This window comes from Glutamicibacter sp. AOP38-B1-38 (assembly GCF_052377485.1).
Taxonomy (GTDB): Bacteria; Actinomycetota; Actinomycetes; order Actinomycetales; family Micrococcaceae; genus Glutamicibacter.
Genome location: NZ_JBQSWU010000010.1, coordinates 67365 through 88046 on the forward strand (window position 1 = coordinate 67365; position 20682 = coordinate 88046).

Annotated in this window: 8 protein-coding genes; all 8 read right to left on the minus strand. The window is 49.2% G+C overall.

The annotated features are described in order from the left end of the window. Nucleotides 1-81: 81 nt before the first annotated feature. Nucleotides 82-4497: a glycosyltransferase gene (locus ACT3TP_RS07715; protein WP_444620212.1), complete on the minus strand. Its 4416-nt coding sequence runs from the start codon at nt 4495-4497 to the stop codon at nt 82-84. Between the two features lie 315 nt (nt 4498-4812). After that, nucleotides 4813-6591, minus strand: a complete 1779-nt coding sequence (locus ACT3TP_RS07720; RefSeq protein ID WP_444620214.1) for a hypothetical protein — start codon at nt 6589-6591, stop codon at nt 4813-4815. A 187-nt stretch (nt 6592-6778) separates the two neighbouring features. Next, nucleotides 6779-9079, minus strand: coding sequence for a glycosyltransferase (locus tag ACT3TP_RS07725; protein ID WP_444620216.1), 2301 nt, complete (start codon nt 9077-9079; stop codon nt 6779-6781). Nucleotides 9080-9272: 193 nt separating this feature from the next. Continuing rightward, nucleotides 9273-10106 (minus strand): hypothetical protein, encoded by an 834-nt coding sequence (locus tag ACT3TP_RS07730; protein WP_444620218.1) that lies wholly within the window; start codon nt 10104-10106, stop codon nt 9273-9275. After that, entirely contained in the window at nt 10103-12901 is a 2799-nt protein-coding gene (locus tag ACT3TP_RS07735; RefSeq protein WP_444620220.1) for a hypothetical protein, read from the minus strand. The genes ACT3TP_RS07730 and ACT3TP_RS07735 overlap by 4 nt, the downstream gene beginning before the upstream one ends. A gap of 136 nt (nt 12902-13037) precedes the next feature. Continuing rightward, complete coding sequence (locus tag ACT3TP_RS07740; protein ID WP_444620222.1) at nt 13038-14630, minus strand: hypothetical protein; 1593 nt, start codon at nt 14628-14630, stop codon at nt 13038-13040. 37 nt (nt 14631-14667) lie between these two features. Next, complete coding sequence (locus tag ACT3TP_RS07745) at nt 14668-16473, minus strand: heparinase II/III domain-containing protein (protein ID WP_444620224.1); 1806 nt, start codon at nt 16471-16473, stop codon at nt 14668-14670. A 47-nt stretch (nt 16474-16520) separates the two neighbouring features. Beyond that, nucleotides 16521-20600, minus strand: coding sequence for a heparinase II/III domain-containing protein (locus tag ACT3TP_RS07750; protein ID WP_444620226.1), 4080 nt, complete (start codon nt 20598-20600; stop codon nt 16521-16523). Nucleotides 20601-20682 lie beyond the last annotated feature (82 nt).

A 20682-nucleotide genomic window follows, 5' to 3' on the forward strand; every position in this document is an offset into this window, starting at 1 on the left:
TACCAATATTACAGCGAGGCGCGCCCCAGACTCTATTCGGGACTAGGACGCACCTCGCTATCTTGAACTTCGTTCCGATAACTAGTCCGCTTCGATGGCCTCAACCAGTTGAGACATGATCTTCTTGGAATCGTAGTTTTCCACTGTGAAAGCTCTCGCTTCTTCTACCGATTTTTCGAAGCGCTCTTGGTTTGAAACGATTCCAGCAACGTGTTTGGCGGCAAGTTCCGTATCGGTAAAAAGCCATCCTTCGGGGTAGAGCCACTCAGAACCTGGCCACGCCAGTCCAACAGGAAGCGCGCGGGAAGCAGCGCCATCAGCCAGAGTGAAGTGGAAGGACTCAAAGTCGCTGGTGGATACCGCAACACCAATCTGCTGATACCACTGGTCCATGTCGTCGCCGTGTGGGTCGAAGGTTACTGCACCTTGCAGGAGCGGCGACTCTTCGATCCGGGCATACTGAGTCTCATAGAACGCCATCTCTTCGACCCTTGCTGCCATCCAAGGATAATCCTCGGGACGTTTCCCCTTCACCCGCAAGGTGAATCGTTCGTCGGTAGCACGGAGTTCTTCCAGCAAGTCCAGCACAAGATCAAAGCGCTTCATTTGCGGGACCATACCGACGAATCCCAAGACAAATCGGGCATCCGCCTCCTTCGGAAGATCGAGCGCTATTGTGCTCACAGGATTTGGAACCACAATGGTTTTTTCGATCGGGATGTCAAATTTTTGAACCGCCATGCCACGGACCAGTTCGCTGACAAATATCACTGTGTCAACCATATTAAAATTCGTTTGGTTCGGAAAGTCAGTGAACAGTTCCTGTGAGTGGAACCTTGTGACAAGGCGTTGTGAAGGTTTCAGATTTTTCGAATACCACGCCAAGTTTCCCAAGGACCACTCGCAGAATATAATTTCAGCATCCTCAACGAATTCTGGCTTTGTCCCGCCGTCTTGCATAGCGTGCCCAACCCATTTGTGGATGTTTACTCCGTGTCCATGGGATTCAAGAGACTGAATGATGGGAGCAGCAAATTTGAGATCGTGTCCTGCAATAACCACGTTCTGAGGAATCACGTTTTCGTTTTGAGAAATGCTTTCTTCCAGCCCTTTTTTCGGAAGTGCAGCTCCAAGCGGACGACGTAGCCGAAGATGGACATCGCGCGACGGATCATTCGTTTGCTCCATCTTTAGCAGCGGCGAATCAACAGAAGGCTCGTCCTTCAGCCATAACGATAGACCGCGCACGTCGAGGTCCTTTTCGGACGCTTCAACGCTCGATGCTCCGCCATACTGGTAAGCGATCAGCAAGTCTTCGAAAAGGTCTGAGTCCGCGAGAACATCTTGCACCCGTGAAACGGAGACTTCGGCCTGTCGTGGCGCAGCAGGATCTAGAGTTCGAATCCCTCGTGCCTTCAAAGTCTCCATGGCAGCTGAATTTTCTTCCGTCTGGGCGACGTATACCTCGCTCGGACGGATAGTAGTCGCCAGAATCTGCCCCGCAACTACTGCATCTAGCTTCTCTAGCTCTAGGCCCAGAGTTGGCAGAGTTGGAATTTCAACTGCAATCCCCGCCATACGAAGTGCCAATGCGAGGCGGTGGTGTGCTAGGTGCCGTTGGAATGTGACGCGCATTGGTGCCCAGGCATCTGTGACACGATCCGCTTCGCTCTGCATCCACAGCGACGTAATCAATTCAGATTCTTCACGGCTACGAACAACAGGTACGGTGCCGTCAAACATCCAGGTGACGCCGAAGCTCTTGCCGCTGACCAGAGGGGTGCCACATGCTGCAATTTCAAAGACGCGACGAGAGAACATGGTCGGCGAACCATTGACCGAGTTGACGTTAACGTGAACTGGATGAGATTTGTAAGCCTCAACCATCTGGTCATAAGTCAGACCGCCTTGAACAAACGGCTGAAGTGCGGTTGGGAACTTGTATGGGGATTCGGGGTTATCGGCTTGGCGATCGTAGATGGTCAATCCCTGTTTGCGTGCGCCTTCAAGGATCAATCGCAGTTCTTGAGACCGTTCCGCATAGCGTTCGCCATAGTAGGAGCCACCGTAAGCTACCGAATGTGAGTATGGACGACTTGATCCCAAGGGGTTGTGAATTTCGGCCTGTGCCCAGAATGGAAGGCTACCCAGGGCGCGCATGTATCCACCGCGATTCTCCCAATAGTCCTCGAGACAATTCGCGTCGGTAGTCAAAACAACATCGAACAGCTTCGCTGTCCGGCGGAATCGATTGAAGTGAACAGGATCTTCCTTATTCCAAAAAATTGTCGGAATACCGTTCTTACGGCAGTACTTTGTCAGTGCGTCAAGATCTGAGCACTGATCATCATCGTAGTAACCGACCTTGCGAGTCCACGATTCGGAATTGCCCGCCCACGCCGACTCAACAAAGAGGACATCTATCGGCTGAGCCGCAAGAACTTGGCGCCAGTTATCTGGGGTTGGCGCAACGAGGTTCACTTCACGCTTGAGAGTGGAAGTCGTGAATTCGTCGGCAATGATTGCCATACGAATATCTTTAAGTTTCTTACCCGCGACGGTTCGTTTCTGGGCCGTACGCACTTGCTCGGTGAAAGTCTGAGCAACAATAGGCCATGTCCGGGTTTCTACCGTCCATTGGCGAGCTCTACGGCCGATGTTCTGACCCAATTTAGGATCGAGCGCCAGCTTCTTGATTTGCTCGCTCAAGGAATCCACGTTATCCGCCGCAAAGAGCAAACCGCGTTCCGAGTCAGTACCAAGCAAGGTAGCAATTGGCGAGACATCTGAGCCAATAACGGGCCGGCCCGCGGCCATAGCTTCAATAGGTTTCAGAGGCGAAACCAACTCAGTGACGATATTGGATTTGCGAGGGCAGACTACTGCGTCGAAAATCGCGAGATAGTCGTTGATCTTCTCATTCGGAACGCGTCCCGTAAATCGGATGCGTTTTTCTAGGCCCAGTTCAGCGACTTGCTGCTTCAAAGCAGGCAAAGCTTTGCCGTCACCGACGATCAATGCACCAACATGATTGAATTCTTCGGGAAGTCCAGCGATTGACTCTACAAGTTGGTCTAAACCTTCGTAATTGACGATGCTGCCTGCATAACCGAGCAAGAATTCTCCGGCGACCTTCTTAGTGACTACAGAGGAACGCTCAGTGGGAAGCGGAACATATTGGAAGATGTTTGCGGCGTTAGGAAGGATCGAAATATTCGCCTTGGTCGCACCGCGTGATACCAGCTCGTCGCGGACCTCTTCGGTGATTGCAAATACCTGATCAGCTTCATTTGCTACAAGTGATTCAAGGTTGCGTGCAAGTTCAAAACGCTCTGAATTTAGCCAGGTGTCGTTGTCCGCGGCTGCAGTAATTTCCCAAAGCCCACGAACCTCATAGATGAATGGGATTCCGAGTCGACGCGCGGCGATGAGTGCTGGAAGTGCAGTGATGTGATTCGATGCGGAAACAATGACCGCAGGGCGGTTCATCATTGCTTCTCGTACGTATATATCCGCCGCAAGCTGGATGAATTTGTCCAGAGGATCGTTACGAAGAGAAACTCCAGGATTAAAGTGTGTCTTGACTCCCTGGAAGTCACGGATGAGGCGTTTTTGTGAGGGTGCCTTCTTCGTTACCTTGGAATCCCATGGATAACCGGGACGCGCGGCAATAAACAAATCCATTCCAGCGTCAGTAACGGCCTTGGTAAGTCCAGTCGTGCGAGTTGAGTATCCATTGCTGTTAAACTCACCGGTGCTGTGCGCGCAATACATGACCTTATCGACTTGCGGGACATATGCCGGTGAAGATGACTTTGGAGGGAGGTCCGGTAACGTCTTCAGCAACCGTTCTTGGCCCATGATTTGAAGATGAAGCGGACCGAAATTCTTTGGGGCCTCAGGAACCGCTAGTAGCTCGCGTAGAGTGTTTGCTGGCTCAGTAATGTCACCTAAATCGCGGTATTTTTCGACTTCCAGTTTCGCGATTTGTTGAAGGCTCAGCTCAATAGATTCATTCTCATCGGCGGACAGAGACTCCGGAGCAACCGGAGTCAATTCCTCTTGCACGATTGCTGTAGCCACGGGGAGCGCCGTCGTTGGTTTCTTACTAAACGGACTCTTCAGTTCCCTCGCAGCGCGAATTACCGGATGATCGCGTAGATTCTCATATGCGAGCTTGAATTTCTCTGCGCGCGCATGCTCATTAGCTAGTTGCGTCTTTAGCGTCGCAGCCATGCGGCTAAATTTCTGCCTTTCAGCTTCCGTCTTCTTGATTTTGGTTTCATGACGAGAAACTGAACCAATTAATTTAACCGACTGTTTCCGAAGTTTCTCGTTCTCTGATTTGAGGGTAAGGTTTTGGGCTTCATACTTAGCGAGATCGGTAAGCAACGCATGTTCGATGTCATCACCATACTTTTCATACCGCTGGCGAATGCTGAACAACTGGGCTCTCGAAGCGGTGGATGAACCGAAACTCCGTTTTGATGATTCCAACTAAGGTACTCCGTCTACGAAACTGACACGAATACTTATAAGTCTACTCAATCGACTGTTGACCTACCTGTCATCCGTCAACTTTCACGTCGAGAATTTGGCTTTGTGCACTATGTCTACGTCAAACCTGTGAGATTGCACGAAGTAAACCAGCACGAGGAACCAAGTATATGGAATTCAGTTGAACGGTGAGCTAGCAAAACTATGCATAAGTGATCCACGCCATCCCATGACGACAAAAACGGATGCTTCTACCCTTGCTATGGAAAACGACATCGGCATATGCCTACGAGATTCCTGAAAATATCTTTGGACTTACTCTACATACCAAGCCAAACAATCATGAAGGTTCTGTATCCTACGGAAATCAGCCAGCCTCCGTGGTTTAGCCTTCAAAGTGCGCATCAGCATCGGGTAATTAAAAGTCTCTTCCAGCACGACCGTATCGATGCTCGAGAGCAGCTCAAAAATCCGTGGAAGATACGACTCAGCCATTGCAACCATACGGTCTGGCACCCCTAGATTCGACGCTTCTAACTTATGACGATCAGTGATTTTGATATTTTCCGACTGAATCCTGAGGAAAGGTGAGGAAGGACTACGCGGCAACAAATCCGACTTCGAATGCTGGAAGCTTTGACGTCGCAGCATCGGTCGCTCATCAAAGTAAGCGTCCACTTTGACATTACTGTTATACGGGAGCGTCACTAGGTCTCGATCTAATTCCGCAATTGTGTCAAGTTGGAAGAAGTTCTTTTCTCGTTCATTTTCCGCGTAGCTCCATGCCGCAGGTATGAGCCACGGTGAATACAAAGGGTCGAAGCGGGATGTGTAGGGAGACATCGATCGAGATCCTTCGCCATCGTTATACCGACCTTTGGTAGCCATCCATAAATAGTCCTGCATGGCATCATTCGGTACGTTCAGTCTCTTGGCTTTATGAGCGATGGACCTTATGTTGGTTTTCAGATCTTCTAAGAGAGCGTCACTAAGCACGTTAGAGTTCAAGCCACTACGATTTCCCAGATTCCCCACAAATAACGACAGAAGCTTCGCGTCAAGGGAACTATCATCGGCGTCTCTATGACCTTCGAATTCCGATTGTGTACGAAATAAATTCCCAAAACCAGGTGTGAGGACCACGCTTTTATTTGTACGGAGCCCGGGCGTCGCCGGTCCCCGTACAACTCCAGAGGTCTCATGGAAGCGCCATCGACTATCTTCTGCCATAGAACCCGCGATTAGCGAAACGTCATATCCGGGGTCTCGACTGACCGGATACTTATAACGGCCGGCAAGGCTAAGTGCGATTTCCGTACTTTCCGATTTGAGTGCTCCACCGTTGTACATCTTATACAAAGACTCAAAACCGGATTTTCTTATGGCTGCGACTAAAACACGTTCATCAAGACCACCAGAAATGTGGGAAATGTGAGATGATGCCGGGTACCTAGATGCCGCATCAACATTCGCAAGGACGTCTGCTAGGACCAGCTCACGAAGGTTTTTGAGATCCGTACCATATCCTCGAAATTGTTCAAAAATTCGATCACGAAGCTGATACGTCTCCGATGATATCCCGGATTCCTCGAACTTTAGATATTGAAATTGCCCGAGAACTCCTACCCCCTCGTATGGGGATTCTAAAAGACCTCCCGAACTGGACGATGCGATCAAAGCTGCATAGGACAATGACTTTTGAGGTTCAAGACGGTGATCTCTTAAAATTCCCATCAAGTTCGGCAAAGACGAAGACACATAATCCCGTTGAGCGAATGTAAATCTGAAAACAGTCGAGCTTCCGAGAAAATCTGTGAGCACATAATAGTTGCCCGTCATACTGTCTTGGATATATATCGTCAAGGCCCCACGAATAGAAGAACCTAATTTATCCGCAGTCTCATCATACCCATCCAAGGCGGCTACCAGATCCTCCGGGGTAGTAATGAAGTGACTCGTGTTGATTACCCCTACTCCATGAACGCCAAGAACAACGTAGCGACCCGACGTACGGACACGTTGGCCTCCCACAATAGACGTTCCTTCCCGTCCACTGCGCGCGTCATGGACCAAAACCGGGATATCAGTGAACATTGGGAAATCCTTCGATGCTATTTGAGTACAGAAAGCTAATAAATGCTCAGGTAGTTGTTGACTTCACTTTTCGTAAGTCTCTCGCGTAAACCAATGGGATCCGATAACTATTATCTATTCGTAAAGAAACAAGAATCCTAAGAATTTCCGATCGCGCCTGGACCGGATCCCTACCCAGTTACCTGCATTAATCTTCAATGGTATTTAACTTATACACTCCCAGAGCCTCATATACATTAGCGTACGACTCTGCGTTCCTGTCCCACGAACGTTCCGAACGCACCCAGGAAGCAGCTCGTTTCCCGAGCTCTTCACGAGCAGATGGATTCTTCACTAGGAACACAAGTTCTTCGGCCAAGGATAGGTAATCGCCCGCACGGAACAACCGCGCACAATCGCCTTGTTCCGCGATCTCTGTCAAGGCTCGAACATCGGACATAATTACCGCCCGGCCAGTACTAAAAGCCTCGAACGGTTTAAGTGGAGTGACCAAATGGCAGACTTCTACTGGTCGTCGAGGAACCACAAAAATGTCAATTATCGAGTAGAACTTCAAAATAGAAGCATGCGGTACTCGTCCAGTAAAATGAACACGAGGGGTACCCAGTTCTTGAACTAGATTCTTTAACGTCTCTAATTCAGCTCCATCACCAACAATAAGCAAATGCGAATCTATAAGTTCCTCCGTCGCGCGCTCATTGAAACCACGGATCAATAAGTCGATTCCTTCATATTCAACTATGGAGGAAATGTATCCGACAACGACCGCTCCAGCAGGTATTCCTATCTCCTCGGCCACCGCTTGGTCAGGAGGTGACACAGGGAATTCCGTAGCATCCACAGCGTTTGGAATAACCGTGACCGTGTCAGCTTCCCCGCCCAGAGAAACGATATGTTCCTTCATAACATTGGCCAGAGTCACAACGTGATCGACCTTCGAACGTAAAGAAACTTCCATTTTTTGACGCAGCGCGTATGCTTCTGGGAGACCAAAATGACGCCCCGTTTCGGACCAATCTTCAATTTCGAAAGATTTCGAGATTCGAGAAAGCCAAGATTCTTCCCAAAATCCACGTGATTCATAAATAACAGGAATATTAAAATTCCGAGCCACTGTACTTGCAACGTAGGCATTCAAAAAATCCGAATGCGCGTGAAGCGCTGAAGGACGAATGTCATTAACAAGTTCTGCTAGTTGGTCGACGTTAGCTTGTAGCCATTTCGAAAGTTCCCATTTATTTCGCGCAAGGCCTACTAGCCCGTAGTAGTCGATTCCATCTATCAATTCATTCGTTCGGCGAGGTGAATTCTCAGCTTCACCAATCAGTGCCACCACAGACACCTTATAACCTGCGCGCAATTGAGCGCTGGCCGAATAGTGAGTTCGCAGCGTGTAACCACTCTGAGTCTTGGGAAGGACCTTTCCCACTACGTGCAATAAATGCCCTCGTTCCGGCAAATATTGCTCCGGAACGATATCAAGCACTGGTGCGCGCTTTCCTTCGAAAACCTCCAATTCGTCCATTCGCAAAGAGAGCGCGGTGAGATCGCGTTCATTTTTTGTATCTTCAGCAATGGATCGAAGTATCTGGTTACTTATACGCCAGTACCCTAACTGCCTGGTAACGGTCGTGAGACGACGTTTTTCGATCATGGGAAGTAGAGAAATTGCATCATGAGAAATAAAAATCCAGGCTACCATTAGTGGATCAAAACTTGTTGTTTCTTCTGCGAGCATTGCTAAGTCTTCATGACTGAATATCCCGTCGCAGCGGTCAAGTCGGCTAGCAAAGAAGAACATCTTAACAAGATCTCTGGAACGTGCTAGTTTTATCTCATTGCGAATTTCTTGGGAGAATGACTCTGATCTTTCATCAAACTCATCCCGGGAGACCAATTGATTTTGGATTGATCCAAGCTGGAATTCAGTTTCTGCTGCTCGTAGCAGAGAGGCACGTTGTATCGCGATCTCATCGTGAACAGATCGGACGTATTTATCAACCCTAGCCTTCTCCATAGAGCTATTTAACAATTCGGAATGGGCGAACTTAAGAAAAGAATCAGAAGAGTTAAGGTGCTCTTTTACAGCAGATAGTTCTTCGGAAAGAATGCTGAGTTCCGCTTGCTTGTCTTCGATCAATTTCACTCTTCGACCAAGAAGCCCGATAGATTTCGTCGATTTATCTAAATTCTCACGAGTAATAACACTACTTTTTTTCTCAAAAGATTCAACACTTTTCCGAGTGATATTTGCATACTTTTCCAAACGCCTGACTCGGAACTTGATAATCCGAGTTACTATCAAAGTGATAGTGATCGAAAACCCGACTATAGAGAACGATAATAAAAACAATGGCCAATAAGCGTAAAAGTTGTGGCCAGGAACAGTCCCGTAGGAAAATAGGAAGCTAATTAAGGCTATCACCGAGAGAACTGGTAACGCCAAAAGCATTATCTTAGACTCAAAAAATCTACTAACAATCTTCATTTGTTCCTTAGCTGAGTATAAATGATTAATATTCAAGATATGACACGGTTTTCGGAGAGGAGTGTTTAAATTGGTAGCAGCCGACGTAGACTGGTTTTCCAACTACTCTTAACCCTGCATATGCGAAAGCAAGAACTATTACCATTTAGCTGCATAACTCATCGACTTTCGTTCATGCTCTGGTATTAGTCAACTAAGACGAGTTTGTAGCGTCGGCAAGTGTCAGCTGGTAGGGCGAAGTTATGATCACTCGGTCTTCATCTCGTAAACGAACCAGATAGTCAAGGATTGTTGTGAATCCCTCGACAGATAGCATCTGCTCTCGACCCAATCGAGACGGATGCAACATTATTTGCAATCCTTTGCGCTTTTGTACTGTCTTATCAATTCGCTCAATTACTTCTGAAACTGATCGTGAATCTATTGTGAAGTGGGCGAGACCGTTGCGAATATTCCCGTCGAGAACCCTCTGCGTTGTACCCGGAATATGCCCTGAAGCAACGGCGTGATGTGCCAGAATGAGCTTCCCTGCTTCCGATGCCCATTCTTCCGCAGTGGCGCCTTTACGAAAACCGAAATAGTCATGGCCGGGTATACCTGGGGGGTTAAATCCCCATATGGCCCCTTTAACTGAGGGCAACTGGCTCTCGATTTCAGGTATTGAGTTAACAACTTCGTCGAAAAGCCGATCGCTGGTCGGTACAGCTGTGTGTGAGGCGGAGTGGTTCCAAATTTCGACATGCCTATTTTTGACCCAGTCATCAATCTCTGCAAAGGAGACCCCCCTATTCTCTTGCAGTTGTGAATTACGAGGATTATATGCTTGTGCAACTTTTATTCTGCGTGCGACCGTCAAGGGCAATATATATCGGGCAAAATTAGCCAAGCCATGATCGAATCTTAGTGCTATAGCTGCTCGGCCACCTGTGTCGAGAGGACCGCCCATCGCATGAAGGAAAGCTGTCTTCCGAATTTCATGTTGAATCAAGACCTCCGTGTCTGATGGAATGTTGATCCTAACGCTCACTCGTCCGAACCCCTTAGACCTTGGAGCGACCAGGGCTGTTCAAGGACAGCGACGGACTCGTCATGAACAATTTTCATGTATTCAGCTGGGCTGGGGACTCTATGACCTGGACCAAGGTAAGGCGTAAGTGTACGGAGCCTATTCCGCCCTATTGATTCTTCGAAGTCACTGGTGAACGGGATGAAGTGCTCCTTATAATGATGGTCATCACCAGGGTTTTGAATCATCAGCACGTCTTGATCGAAAGCAATTTGTTTGTAGCGTTTTATTAGGTCCATCCGAGGAGCCTGTTCAACGTCATCGCTGACAGTATCACGTCCGAATAAAGCCCAGTGCGCCGATTCGGCAATGCGAGGTACATACCGATCTATCTGGATCTGCGGATTAAACGACACTACTCTCGTGCCCTTCAAGTACGCGCCCAACTGAAGTGCGGCAAAACCACCCCCAGAATTCCCTACAATGAGAACTTTCTCAATTCCTCGACGACGAGCATAGGCGTCAATCATCTGTGCTATTTCACGATGAAGATCTCGTTCCTCGGTACCTACATACCAAGAAAGTAACATTCTTGAATCAAGATCTAGACAGGGATCAGAAAAGAATAGTACTGGCCCCAGCCCTAAAGAAGGCATTGAACGGAGACGCTCATAACGCGGCATCGTGAACTTAGTACGATCCGTTGCCCCGTGGAAATACACAGTAAGTACATCACCGGGCGCATCATGTACATACGCAGAAGGGACTAGCTGTCCTAAATCAACACTCCATACAAAAGAACCTTGCACATCATCAGGAACAGAATCGGAATCAAGAGTGGTACGGACCGGTACTGAATAATTTGGTTGGATTAGATTTTCATCGGCGAATCTAACCAGTGGACCTCGCCTTAAGTTCCCAATCTGCGGGTGATGTTCAATGTTCCCCCTCAAATCAGTCCCCGCAAGATCGACCAATGCGGCACCAAAGCCATGGTCCCGTAGTCCAGAAACTCTCAGATCGTTACCAGCGGAAATTAGGTTATGGATTCCCCTTAGTCGAGCTGAGGGGTCGCCGCCCTCGTATCGAATAGCATTCTTCACTTCTTCAATTACAGATCGCACTAGAACCCTCTGTTCAAGTGCCTCTTCCAGGTTAAGCTCGCCTGCTGCACCGTAGGCAACTGTTCTCGTCACCGCTTCTTCAACGTCCAGCTCTGAGGGCATTATTGCAGAAATTTCTGGTGTGACGACGAGAGTTTCGGCTAGTTGCTTATCGCGCAACTTCACTGTAAATTCTTTACCGCTCCGGGGAATACGACGGGCTTCGAATACCTCGGAGTCATTAACATCTGCAATTATAGAAACCGCTCGATTACTCGTGCCTGAAAGTGGCACGCGAATTCGCCAGGCAATCCGGAGCCCTTCTACGTTCAGGACCTCATCGATTGCGTAGTCTTTTAAAGTCGCTGTAGAAATATGTAATGCGACAGTGCGATTATCAGCGTGTAGCCGGAATCCTTGTGATGTAGGTTCGATCTCGACGTCCGGAGCCACCATCCATTGCAGATGCGCGTCGTAGTGTCTCGACGAACGGATAACATCCTCAACGACCAAATAATTACCGGTGCGCGCAAAAACCACGTGGCGTTGCCACTGAACCTGTAGGTGAACGTCAGTCGAGACAACCAATCCTTCTACTTGGTCATCTGCGTAGTGACGCACGAGGTTTGCACCTCCAAGTGAGCGGTAACGAACATCTTCAACATCGACGATAGAGTGCATTTCCTTGCCGGAGGCTATTTCGTCGATGGGATCGATGAGCCAAGCCCGGCCCTGTGAATGATAGGTAATTCGGCCTGGATCCTGATGCGCTGTACCGTCCCTTACTGGACCCAAAACCATGGTGGTCAGCGTCTCATCGCTAGCGTCCTTCTCAGTTTCTCCCCAACCGCTGCGCAAGCTAACCAAACCGGTTTTGTCTATGCGCGAAATTTTTTCAGGTGCAGAGCCTTCCGCACCGCCTGTGAGGATGTAACGTGTCTGCGTCGTTTCAGCGCCAGGCACAGCTTCAGGAAGTGCGCCGCCCACGGGGATAAGTGTTCCATCTGGCGCCATTGCATGTCGCCAGAACTCTGAAGCTACAAATCGCGTATAGATTTCGTGATCCCTCGGTACCCCGATTTGTCCTAACAGCTGGCCCCATTGGTGTGCAGCTTTCGGTATTCCCGACAAATCCTTTGCTATTGCATAGCCATCCTCAGTAAAAGCAGCGGAAGCAGCCTCGACTCCGGCACGTTGAAGATCATGCTCGCTGTCACCACGACGCGTCATCAAAGCTAGCCGTATTCGAAGTAGCTGCAAACGTCGTTCGGCAGGCACGTCTTTCGATGCAAGCTGGGACACACGATCAATGTGCAGTGATATGAACTCTTTGATTTCTTCAGACTTCGGCGCACCGATAGCCAAAGCGATCGCACGTTGTTCGAGGGGAAGCGGTCTCCACGCATCTGAAGACGGATCTTGAGCGACTTTAGAACTCGACCACGCTTTGAAGATTTTCAACCACGCGACGTCCGCGTCGACAACGCTTAGTTTCGACCTGCGAAGCACGTCTATCCATCGAAGCGACAGGAGTGCAAGCATGTGCACACGAGGCAGATCTCCCAAATCATCGAAAGTCGCTGAATTCGTGACGTTCAGGGTGTGTTCGCCAAGTATTAATTGCCCCTGGCTGAGGAGTACAGCATCTTTGCCATCAGTAGATCGATCGCTGAAGTATCCTGTAGTTAGCCCGGTAAGTAGACTACGGTTCATCGTGCACGCACCTCAGCTACACGGCGGTTTAGTTTGTTCACGTGCGTTCCAATATGATCAATCCACATTGCATAATTCAATCGAGACTCATGGACTGGCAATGCTTCCTCGGCACGAACCAATTCCAACAACTTATCTATTTGATCTTCCTGAAGGTATTGCGGCCACAGCCGAGGATTCTTGAATACGTCATAGAAGTAATCTGGATCAGTGTCGAAGGTGGCAAGCTTTTTTTCATACTCTTCTTCGAATCAGCGCTATTCGCCTTGTAGTATCGGACATCGCTCCATACCGGTAAGGCTCTGCGCACGATTTCGTCTGGGAATACTTTGTCAACTTTATCCTGCGGCGTGAGGTCGAAGCATGCCCTGACATACGCGGGGCCGGAAAGCATGATTGCTGCCATCGAACCAAGGGCTTGGTTTCCCCAGCGCCTGAATTTCTCAACTAAATAGAGGTAGTCCAGAGAACCCATGTCGTCTAGACCTCGTTTACGTGCCAATAGGTAATTTTGATCAAAAAATCCGTCCATGGCCCCAGCCGCTTCGCTGGTGGCAAACGGATTCCTAAAACTCTTTGCGGCGTAATCAACCGGGTTCTCAAGCTTAGCGATACGATCAGCATCGCCTGGGCGCTGATAATAATATCCGTGCATGATTTCGCCGCCCACTCCTCCAATGCTTAGACCCGAACGGCCTTCGGGTATGCGTACATTTGGACGGACATTACTTGGTGCTGCATCGCCATCCCACATATCGAACGCATTTTTGAAGCGTTCTTCCAACCCCATCGTGATTGAGACCGGATTCGGATACGTAATCACATGTCGTACATCTTGATTATTGGCATGATCTGGCTCGAATTGAGACATCAGCTCCTGGGCAATATCAGCTTCATCCTGCAATGTACCAAGAGTTACCACCTTGGCATCGCCACCGCCGCTCAGCCAAACAGAAGCAGTCATTCGCGAGTCGCGACCACCACTGAGGTAAATACTGGAGGTACGGACGCTCAACTTATCTAGATTGCGGGCAATCCGGCTGGTCTGATCGACTACTTCGTCAAAATCAGGACGAACGTCGCGCTTCCCAACAAGCAAACTCAGATCCGTGTGTTCACCCATTGCAACTTCACCAGTAGTTGAAATGTTTATGGTTGCAGATTCTCGAAGACGGTGAATACCTTGAATCGGTGAATCGTCGCCAGTGAACCATCCTGCATGGATGTATCGACCAATCGCTTTCAAATCTGGTTCTACGGGGCCATCCAAAAAATAGGTCAAGATTCCTATGTGATTTGATGCTGCTACATAATGCGGTGTAATCACGTAATAGCAGCGGCCAAGGCCGAGACTATCGGTCCAAATTTGCACCGAACCATCTGGTCGACGGTGCATCCCTGAATGGTTGGGCAGGAGCCTGGACTGTTGGCCATTGATGATCAGAGGCGCAACTGTTTGCCAATATGAGTCCTCGCTAGAATCCACATCAACTGGCACCGGAGGTTGTGAGACTGCAAAAATATGCCCTTCAGACTCATGCCAGGTTGCAGGTTTCCACGCGCCGCTCATTCTGTCCGCGTTGAACATAGCCATGTTCTCATCCAGATAATGGTGATCTTTAGCCTCGCCGTATATCCTCTGAGCATCTTCTACGACAGCTTCGAAAAGGCGTGGAAGGAGTTGTTTAGCTGGTGTGGTTCGAGCGATACAAGCAAATGTGATATTCAAGTTCGTTCCTTTGTCGTGGAAGAAGTAATTAATCAGATCAGGATAATTTAATGACTGTCTCGAGATTTGCACGAGTTTCGATCTTGACTCTGAAGCCGATTGACCATGTCGGTTCTAAATCCCTATCCACACGCGAACGCCATCCTCTCATTGGCAACTTTTGACCGCGCACGGGCGCTACCAATTTCCCAGGTCCGGATAGAGTCAAGGACAACGGATGCTCGGCATCATCCAGAGTCATTTTCACGGTGCCACCAGAGACGTCTGCAAGTTCAAAGGCACCATTTATGTTAAGCCAAACGATAGCTTCGCGTGATTCTTCCTTAGCCGAATGAACGGCGTCGAGCAGACGCAGCTCTTCACCTGGAACGTAAATGATACGGCGCCGGTGAACGTAATCCGTATGCCGGACACGTCCACTTAGGTCGAAGCGGCCAGATTTGGCGACGCATTCTCCGAGGGCACTTCCATATGGTGTTCTGCGAACGCGTCTATGGTTTTCGCCATCCATCATCAGCGTATTGTGCGCTATTGTGCTTTCCACATATTGACGCTCGGGAGATGAGTAGTAGAAGCCCTCTTTACGAAGCTCGGAATCTGCTGGCAGCAGATCTCCGTAGCCGAATCGACCAGCATCAGTCAAAATCTGATGGCCGCGGTCGTACCAAATAACGTTTAAATCGTCGGCATGTTTATGTGCGCGAGAATGAAATCCTGCGCTAAAAGCTAGGTATCCAGTCTTCGCTAGTTCGCCCGGGTTTTTAGGCTGAGGGGATCTGACAAAGGCATAACCGCCGTCTGCGAAAGCAGCTAACTCGCGGTCATTTGCCAATCCAAATTTTCCGTCAGTGAGAATAAACCGGGTGGCCGCGTCGATGGATTCAGCGTTTGAAGATACTACATTTGTAGCAGGCGAATCGCCGAACTGAACGATAGTCCCGTCAGGTTGTACCATCCAACCGAGTACGTGCGCTGCTCTGACAATACGAGACCGGATTTCATCGTCATTGATTAGACCGTCACGCACCGCCAGTTCGAAAGAGTTTAATAACATTCGATGATAGTCAGGCGAGTGCTCAAGGTGCACTCCATCTGGTCCAAACTGCGAGCGAGCCATAAGCGCTAGTCGGGTGCTTCCTTCAGTTGCCGTCTCAACGGCGTCGGGAAACATTCCTAAGTGCTTGGCTGCATGAACTTGCGAAACGGCGGTGTAGAACCCATGATTATTCCGCGGATTGAAAGCGCGGTCCTTGTGTAGTTCGTCTAGATGCCAGGCTAGCGCTTCTGCAAGTACGACTGCATGCTCGTGCATAGTTGGTACTCGTGCTGCACGCATCGCCAATGCGATGAGACGCGGCATTCGTAGAGACTGCGACATGTCATACCAAACCATGGTGTCAACTTCGTCGTCCAGCTGCCTATGCAATTTGATCCACCCCAAGGCGATTTTTACGGCCTCTTGTAGCCATCGTGGATCTTTAGTTTCGTCGGCAGCACGTAGAAGGGGATCCATAAATTCAAATGCATGTAAATGAAATCCCCAAGAACGATGTTCTTCGCCATATTTCGCCCAATTCGTGAGTGTAGATACAGGCACAGGTTCGAACTTAGCGAATTTCCATCCGCTCGCGAGGATCACGCGTGGGTCTTGACGACTACGGCTGATAGTAAACCAGCCCTTCAGACTCGGAAGCGTTGCTATAGCCAAGGAGGCTACGACTTCGTCGGGGTCCGCGCCACGTGATTGCAAAGCAGATCGGGCGTATTTATACAGTTCGTCTTCCACAGGAGTCAGTGATTCCATAAATGCATCGCCGTCGAAACCAGAAAATTCTTGCGTCATCAATTCTTCCTAATTGCTTGGACGTCACTCGTGACATGTTGGTATTTTCAGCGAATGATACGAAAACGTGTAGATACGGAGGCACGGGTTTCCACTGGCACTCTAAAACCAATTGACCAGACAGGCTCGAGCTGGCGGTCTAAACGAGATCTCCAACCTCGCAATGGTGATTCTGCCCCACGTACTGGCTCAATCAGTTCTCCCGGTCCAGTAATCTCGAGGAGCATTTGTTCGTCTCCAAGGAGACGCTTGAACACTAATTTTCCGTTAGATGATATAAGTTCGAAATTGCCGTCCAGGTTAAACCAAATAATAGCTTCTCGCATTTTCTCCGTTTGCGAGAAAACCGAATCAAGAACCAGTATCTCTTGGCCCGGACGAAAGACTATCCTTCGTCGATGTATATAGTCTTCATGGCTTACGCGTGCAGAAAGATCAAATACATTGTCTTTCTGTGTACACTCAAGAATTCCACTGCCATATGCTTTCCGGTCCCTCCGCGACTGGTCGAGACCATCCATCATTAACGTATTATGCGCCGTCGTTCCTTCAACGTATTGACGCTCAGGAGTTGCATAATAGAATCCTTGTTCTCGCAGTTGGGAATCGGCTGGAAGTAGATCTCCGTATCCGAAGCGACCTGAATCAACTAGAATTTCTACGCCTTGGTCATACCAAACAAAGTTCAAATCATCAGCGTGTTTATGTGCCCGAGAGTGGAACGCTGCGCTAAATGCCAAGTACGATGCAGAGGAGATCTCTATACCGTTCGTTGGCGCAGGGTAACGCACAAAGGCATAGCCTCCGTCATTAAAGACGGCTAATTCCGATGTGGGAGCCTGACCTGAGGCTCCGCCGGATATGAGGAACTCAGTCTCAGGATGTGGTTCTGAAACATCGGCAAGTTCGAGCAATTTACTCGGAGTGTCACCAAACTGTACTAAGTGTCCGTTGGGCTGAATCATCCAGCTCAACACATATTTCGCTCGTTGAATACGGTCGAACACTTCAACGTCATCGATCAATCCATCATGGATGGCGCTTTCGAAAGAACTGAGCAACATGCGGTGATAGTCTGGCGAATGTTCTAGATGCACACCATCTGCCGCGAACTGACGTTCGGCCATAATTCTCATCCGACGCTCTCCAAGTTCACCAGCCTCATGTGATCCCGGGATGGCATCGCCAAAACGAGCCAGGTGCAGTTGTGCTGCCGCGGTGTAGAAACCGTGGTTATTACCGGCATTAAAAGCTTCATCCTTTTTCAGCTCATCAATGTGGCGTAAAATCCCGTCAATGAGAATCATTGAACTGGAGCGTAAATCTTGGAATCTGGTTGTAAGGGATAAAAGCCTTAACAATCGTGGAGTTCTCAACGCTAACGACATATCGTACCAAGCCATCGAATCACCTAAAGGCTCTTGACCGCAGTGGGCATCGAGCCAGCCAAGTGCAATGTCGACGGCCGCATCAAGCCAAATACGGTCCTCTGTGTCGTAGAATTCACGCAGAAAAGGATCCATAAATTCGAATGCATGTAGATGGAATCCCCAAGACCGGTGTTCCTCGCTATAGCTGTTCCAAACTAGACTGGAAGCAACGAATACAGGTGCGAACTCCGCAAAAACCCAGCCGTTAGCTAAAATATCTTGAGCCTTCTGCGTAGTCTCTTGCATTATAAACCACCCGGTCAATGGCGGAAATTCGGCTTCAGCGAGCTTATCAATAATTTCACCAGCATTCATACCGCGCTGCCGTAGACGCAACTCGGATTCGAGGATCTGAGAAGATGTACCTTCATAGCCAAGCTGTCGGTAAACATCCAAGTAACCACTAACATTGTTGTCCCAAGTTCTATGGTTGCGTACCCACGCAGCCGCACGTTGACTCAAATCAGCACGGTACTCCGGATCATTAGCCAACAATAACAATTTCTGAGTAAGGCTTTCGGAATCACCCGCGATAAAACTCTCCACCGCTTGTGATTGACGAGCAATCTCTTGTAAGGCACCGACATCGGAAAGGATTACAGCTCTACCCGTTGCGAACGCCTCAAACGGTTTTAGCGGAGTTACTAACTCTGATACTGCAGCAGGTTTTCGGGGAACGACAAATATATCAATAAGCCCATAATAACGAAGCACATCGGAATGCGGGACGCGCCCAGTAAAGAAAACGTCCTGAATACCGCACTGAGCAGCATGGTCCTTGAGGGTGGGAAGATAGTCTCCATCTCCCACAAGCAAAAGACATATTGGACTTTCCGAAATTCCAACGGCACGATGATAAGCGTTAAGGAGCGTATCGATCCCCTCATATTCGACGATAGACGAAATATAACCAACCACGACGGTATCTACCGGTATTCCCAGACTGCTCTTTAAGTCGAGGTCGACTTCCTGAACTGGGAAATTCGTCGGCTCTACTGCATTCGGGACAATAGAAACCTGAGTTGGATCAATTGCCCCATTCGACGATTCGACAATGTGATCTCGCATGACTTCCGCCAGCGTGAAGACATGATCAGCGCGTTCGCGAACAATTTCTTCGGCTCGCTGTCGCAAAGTGTACGCGTCAGGGAAGCCGTACATTTCGAATAGCTTGTCAGCGTCAGCATCCCATCCTTGTGATGTTATCGTCCTTGAGAGCCACGATTCTTCCCAGAAGCCACGGGATTCATAGACGGTCGGAATGCCGTACCGGTCTCCGACAGCTAGTGCGATTAGTGCATTAAAAAAGTCTGACTGTGCATGCAGAATACTTGGTCGTACGTCCTGTACCAGCAAAGAGAGTTCTTCTATGGCACCGAGCAACCATTCGTCCAGCAAGGCGTCTTTTCGCGAAGGGCCTGGAAGGAGATAGTAGTCGATATCGTCAAATCGGTACTGTTCAATATCCCGGACTTGACGCTCCGTAATACCCGGTTGCCCGACAATCACTACCGGCAGTCCTCGACGCGCTTGGGCATTTGCAGTGTATTGAGTACGCAACGTATACCCAGTTTGGGTTTCCGGAAGCACCCGCCCCACCATGTGCATGATCGGACCTTCTGGGTCATAGGCGTCTCCACCAATGGAAACCGCATTCTCCTGAATATCGCACGAATAGGCCAGGATTTCATGTTCGATCTTGTCTACCGCTCGGGCGTCGTTCTCGTTTTTGGACTTTTCCGATACAACAACGAGGACTTTCGCAGCGAGCTCCCAATATCCCGCGGCTCTGAAACCTCGGTAAATCTTGCGCAACTCTGGAAGTCGCAATTCATCGAGCAGGTCAAAATTCTCTATGAGGGGACGGGTGCGCACCACGTCGCCAGCTTCAAGGTACTCATCCAACAGGGTCTTCGCACGAAACTGCGAAAGGACTGTGGCTGGGTTCTGTCCGAGAAGTATTGAAGATTCAAATGTCGTGCGTAGTAGTTCGCGCGACGACTGTTTGTATTCGTCCGACGAGTTCTTTAGTTGTTTTAGGTCAGCAATTAATTCCTGCTTAAACTCTGCCGAAACTCGACTGCGCAGTACACGCAAATCCTTGTTACTACGATCAGCAAGTTCTTTGGTACTAATTTGTCTTGATCTCAGATCGTCGACGGACGCTGTTTGAGCCTCGAGCATCTGGCGTAGCGCCGCTGCCTCCTTCGCAACACTAGCTACCGATGATACCGCTGATTTTTCAAGGCGTGCCAGTTCGACAGTGATGCGCCCCCGTTGCTCCTGCAACTCTTCAAGCTTTTGAGCATTGTCGTGTTCGGTCTGTTCCAACTTCGCTAATCGAACTTGCGCCGCAATATCGCTTTGCGCACAAGATTCGATTTGTTTATCCAATTTCGACAATCGAGTATTCGCCGCGAGTCCGTTCTGCTCACAGGATTGAATGCGCGTGCTAAGGTCCCGCTCACGCGATTCGAGGTTTTTCGCCCGAGTGGACATCCGATAATTCACGCTGGCACTGTATTCAGCAATTCGGATAGTGACTAAGTAGCCAACTGCGATAAGGGCGATTCCGATAATTGCCGCGATTCCCGCCAAGTACCACAGACGAGTGAATGATGCCGCTGCAAACAGAAGAACCACGAGCACCGCCCCAGCCGCGCCGATACCTACCATTCTGCGTAGATTTTTTCTCATTAAGTCAGGACCTCATTCCTCGAGCTCAGGGTAAATCCTACTACGCAATACCCTTACATAATTTACGCTCATCTGAAGCCAG

Excerpts from the sequence above, each read along its gene's own strand:
- ACT3TP_RS07720 (WP_444620214.1), bottom strand. The coding sequence starts at position 6,591 with ATGTTCACTGATATCCCGGTTTTGGTCCATGACGCGCGCAGTGGACGG.
- ACT3TP_RS07725 (WP_444620216.1), bottom strand. The coding sequence starts at position 9,079 with ATGAAGATTGTTAGTAGATTTTTTGAGTCTAAGATAATGCTTTTGGCG.
- ACT3TP_RS07735 (WP_444620220.1), bottom strand. The coding sequence starts at position 12,901 with ATGAACCGTAGTCTACTTACCGGGCTAACTACAGGATACTTCAGCGAT.
- ACT3TP_RS07745 (WP_444620224.1), bottom strand. The coding sequence starts at position 16,473 with ATGACGCAAGAATTTTCTGGTTTCGACGGCGATGCATTTATGGAATCA.
- ACT3TP_RS07750 (WP_444620226.1), bottom strand. The coding sequence starts at position 20,600 with ATGAGAAAAAATCTACGCAGAATGGTAGGTATCGGCGCGGCTGGGGCG.